Here is a 4,229-nt window from a genome sequence, read left to right as displayed (position 1 = left end):
ACGCACTACTTAGGTCTGCAAAGACCTCTGGTGCGTGAGTTGGGAATTGCGCCGGTCCGACGGCTCGCTATTGCTGCACGACGAATGCCCCATGGCTCGAGCCCTAAAACAGAGGCGACCGATTAGGGGAGAGGAATTAGTTGCAGTGCGCCCCGACGGGACGAAGGTGTCAATCTTGCCGTTCCCGACTCCGACTTTTGATGAACACGGCATATTAACCGGGGCGGTGAATGTACTTGTTGACATCACAGAACGGAAAAAATCCGAGACAGAATTACATGAAAAGACAAGGCGTATCGAGGAGTTTAATAGAATAGTATCTAGTTTATCCAGTGATATGTCGTTGGAAAAAATCGCACAGCTTGTGACCGACAGCGCAACCAAGCTCAGTGGGGCGAAATTTGGAGCGTTCTTTTACAATACTATAGATGAATCTGACGGGCATTTTCAGCTCGTTGCGCTCTCTGGCGCACCTCGAACGGCGTTTGAGAAATTTGGGATGCCGCGCAACACAGCAATATTCGCGCCGACATTCAACGGCGAACGAGTAGTGAGAAGTGACGACATTCACCTCGACCCTCGCTATGGCAAGTCTGCGCCACATTTCGGTATGCCCGAGGAACACCTTCCAGTCCGAAGTTATCTAGCCGTTCCCGTTGTAGCTCGTTCGGGGGAAGTTCTCGGCGGATTGTTTTTCGGGCATGAGAGCCCCGGGATGTTTTCCAAAGAAACGGAACAAGTAGTCCAGACAATCGCAGCCCATGCCGCTGTTGCGATCGACAATGCCCAACTACAGATCGCCAGTAAACGAGACAATGCCGATCGGCGAAAGGCAGAGGTAACGATTGAGCATTTGGCATCGATCGTCGAAAATACCAACGACTCCGTCATAAGCACCGATCTGCACAGCATAATCAGCAGTTGGAACAAGGGGGCCGAACGCCTTTTTGGCTATACCGCGAGCGAAGTTATGGGCAAGACCGTCACGATCTTGATCCCGCCAGAACTGAAGAATGAAGAGGCCGGGATTTTAGACAGAATTCGCAAAGGGGAGCGGATTGAACATTACGAGACAAAGCGCTTACGCAAGGATGGCGCTACTGTCGACGTGTCGCTAACTGTGTCTCCAATTCGTGATGCGGAACATCGCATTGTTGGCGCATCGAAAATCGCTCGCGACATAACTGAGCGGAAGAAATCGGAAGCGGCTCTCTCCAACCAGGTTCGCCAGCAGACCGCTCTCCATAGGCTTACCGAGCGGCTCCATCGCGCGAAAAGTATTGAAGACGCTTATGCCGCGGCGCTTGACGCCATCCAGACGGCCCTCGTTTGCACCAGGGCGTCAATTTTGCTTTTCGACGAGTCTGACACGATGCGATTTGTGGCGTCGCATGGTCTTTCCGACCGTTACCGCACGGCAGTTGATGGGCATTCGCCATGGAGTGTTTCAAGCCGGGATCCGGCACCAGTTTTCATGGAAGATGTTCGCCAGGCAGTTATATCGGAGGAACTCCGAACTACAATTCGGGATGAAGGCATTGGGGCGTTAGGCTTTTTTCCCTTGCTCACGGGGAAGAAGCTGATCGGAAAATTTATGACCTACTACGATGAACCGCACATCTTCACTGATCAAGACGCGGAACTGGCGCTGACGATTTCTCGGCAACTTGGTTTCAGCATCCAAAGAATTCGGTCCGACCGGGCGAGGCGTCAGGCGCAAGATGAACTGAGGGAGAAAGAGGCCAGGGAACGAGCCCGCGCGGCGGAACTACAGGCAATTATGGAAGCGGTGCCATCGCCTATTTGGATCGCGCGAACGAGCGACTGCAGTGTGATCGGCGGCAACCGGAGTTCCTTTGAACTGCTTCGGCTACCACCTGATGCCAACAGTTCCCTGTCTGCCGCACCTGATGAGCGACCCGTGCACTTCCAAGTCTATTCCGCAGGCACGAAGCTTAGTCCTAACGAGTTGCCCGTTCAGCGAGCCGCGCGCGGGGAGGAGGTAAGCAATTTCGAGCAAGAGATTCGTTTTTTAGACGGAACTTCCTGTCACCTGTTTGGCAATGCCACTCCATTACGGGATCCAACGGGGAAGCCTGTTGGAGCTGTCGCGGCATTTGTTGATATAACGGAACGTAAGCAAGTCGAGGCGGCCCTGAAGGAAAGCGAGGGGCGGCTTCAGTTGGCGCTTGATGCCGGACGGATGGGGGCTTGGGACTGGGATATCGAAACCGGTAAGATTGTTTGGTCACCCGGACTTGAACGGCTCCACGGCCTCGAACCAGGAGCTTTTGGCGGAACTGTCGCCGACTTCAAGCGAGATGTTCACTCTGATGATGTTGTCTTGGTCGAGCGGCAAATCCGTCAGTCGATTGACACTCAAAGCGACTATCATGTTTCGTACCGCATCTGTCTGCCCGACGAGACGATAAGATGGGTGGAGGCGTTTGGTCGGCACGTCCCATCGCGAGGTGGCAKCGGCAAGCGCCTTGCTGGCGTTTGCATGGATGTAACTGAACGCAAGGCCTCCGAGGCACAGCTAAGCTTATTGATCGCTGAGTTGAGCCATCGGGTCAAGAACACCCTTGCCACTGTGAATTCAATCGCTCGACAGTCCTTCGCATCGAACCCAGATATGGAAGAAGCTCAGCGTTCTTTCAGCGCGCGCATTCGCGCGCTTGGGCAAACCCATACCAGACTTGCCGAGTCGAACTGGGCAGGCGTTTCGCTAGACACGATCGTGCGTGACGAATTGGCCCCCTATCGCGAAGAGCGTGACGGCAACTTTGATATTTCAGGTCCGCATATAACGCTCACGCCAAAGCGTGCCTTGACCTTGGGAATGGCAATACACGAACTCGCCACGAATGCTGCAAAATATGGTGCACTTTCTACAGAGCATGGCGAAGTCAGAGTGACTTGGAATGTCGCTGGAAGGCCTCCTGTATTGAACATTCAGTGGCGCGAGGCGAACGGCCCGCGCGTCATGCGCCCAAAGCGTAGTGGCTTCGGACGCATGCTGTTGGAGCGCGTGCTTGTTGCCGAGTTCTCGGGGTCTGTGGCGCTCGATTTCGCAGAGAATGGACTTGTTTGTTCGATTGAGCTTCCGCTTGCCGAGTCAGTATGATGAATGAGCAATTGCCAAGAGTGTTGGTTGTCGAAGACGAACATTTGCTGGCGATCACATTGGTGGATGACCTTCAAGCTGCCGGATTCGTGCCGCTTGGACCCTATTCGACCTTGGCTAATGCCATCGAGGCGTCGCGAAATCTAGCTTTCGAAATGGCCACACTCGATGTCAATCTCAACGGTCAGTGGGTCTATCCCCTGGCGGAAGAGCTGGTGGCGCGAGGGATTCCGTTTCTTTTCCTCACAGGCTACGCACCCTCGGATTTGCCCGAGAAGTTCAGGGACCACCCCCGCATAACCAAACCGTACGATGCGGCCGTCCTCGATCGCCGGCTGCGCCGGCTTGTTGGGGCAGCATGAGGAGAACGGCTAGAGCGGCCTGTCGAAGCCTTGCTTGGCAGGCCGTTTCAGTTGGTACGGCACCGGGATCTCAGCGGTTTCTGTCTCGGTTGCATGAGCTTTGCTTCAGTTGGGCTGTCTTACTTATCCTTTGGAACATCTCGAGCGAGTAGATCCGCAAGTACGTAGGCCGCCCTACGAAGCAGATTTCRTATCTCGAACTCGGATGGAATTTCGAGGCTATCAGCTGTTTCGAGTAACTCGACGACCAAGTCGACGCCTTGCTGGTGCAGTACGGGCAAGACAACCTCCAGATTGCGCGGGGATGCCCTAGTTCGTTGGTGCCCGCGGATCGCCTCACCTTAGCAGATTGTGGCTTTTTCTGCGGGGCCCTCGCGAGACATATTCTTCTTCTATGTGTCAAAGCACGGCGCTGCAGACCGGAGTAGGGGGGCCGGGCCGGTCTACAGTGCCGATTTATGCGACGGCGAGGCGATGACGCGCCACAAAACAAAACAGAGAACGGCAAAGTACCGGCTCGGCGGAAGCATCACTGGGTAGCCAATGCGGTCAAGTCGGCCTGATCTCGCGATGGAGAGCGTCTCCGGGAATGCTCTGACGCGCTCACCCGCCCAACTCCTACGGCACGAAGCGGGGTTGCCAGACTACGRCTCCCTTCCGAGTTACCATGCCGATATCGAAGCGAGGCAGTCGCCTTGGTCCATTACTGATCTATTGAGCGCGGTCGAAGCGGATCGACT

2 protein-coding genes are annotated in these 4,229 nt (G+C 55.0%); both read left to right on the top strand.

The annotated features are described in order from the left end of the window. The first annotated feature begins 91 nt into the window (after window positions 1-91). Window positions 92-3,127 (top strand): PAS domain S-box protein, encoded by a 3,036-nt coding sequence (locus AC1DUU_RS24710; protein WP_476786015.1) that lies wholly within the window; start codon window positions 92-94, stop codon window positions 3,125-3,127. Continuing rightward, window positions 3,124-3,489, top strand: a complete 366-nt coding sequence (locus tag AC1DUU_RS24705) for a response regulator (protein WP_476786014.1) — start codon at window positions 3,124-3,126, stop codon at window positions 3,487-3,489. Before AC1DUU_RS24710 ends, AC1DUU_RS24705 begins: the two co-directional genes overlap by 4 nt. Window positions 3,490-4,229: the final 740 nt, after the last annotated feature.

Source organism: Aminobacter sp. P4_H6_2, from assembly GCF_056400805.1.
The sequence above is the reverse complement of the archived record's forward strand: the minus strand, read 5'-3'. Positions and strand labels throughout refer to the sequence as shown.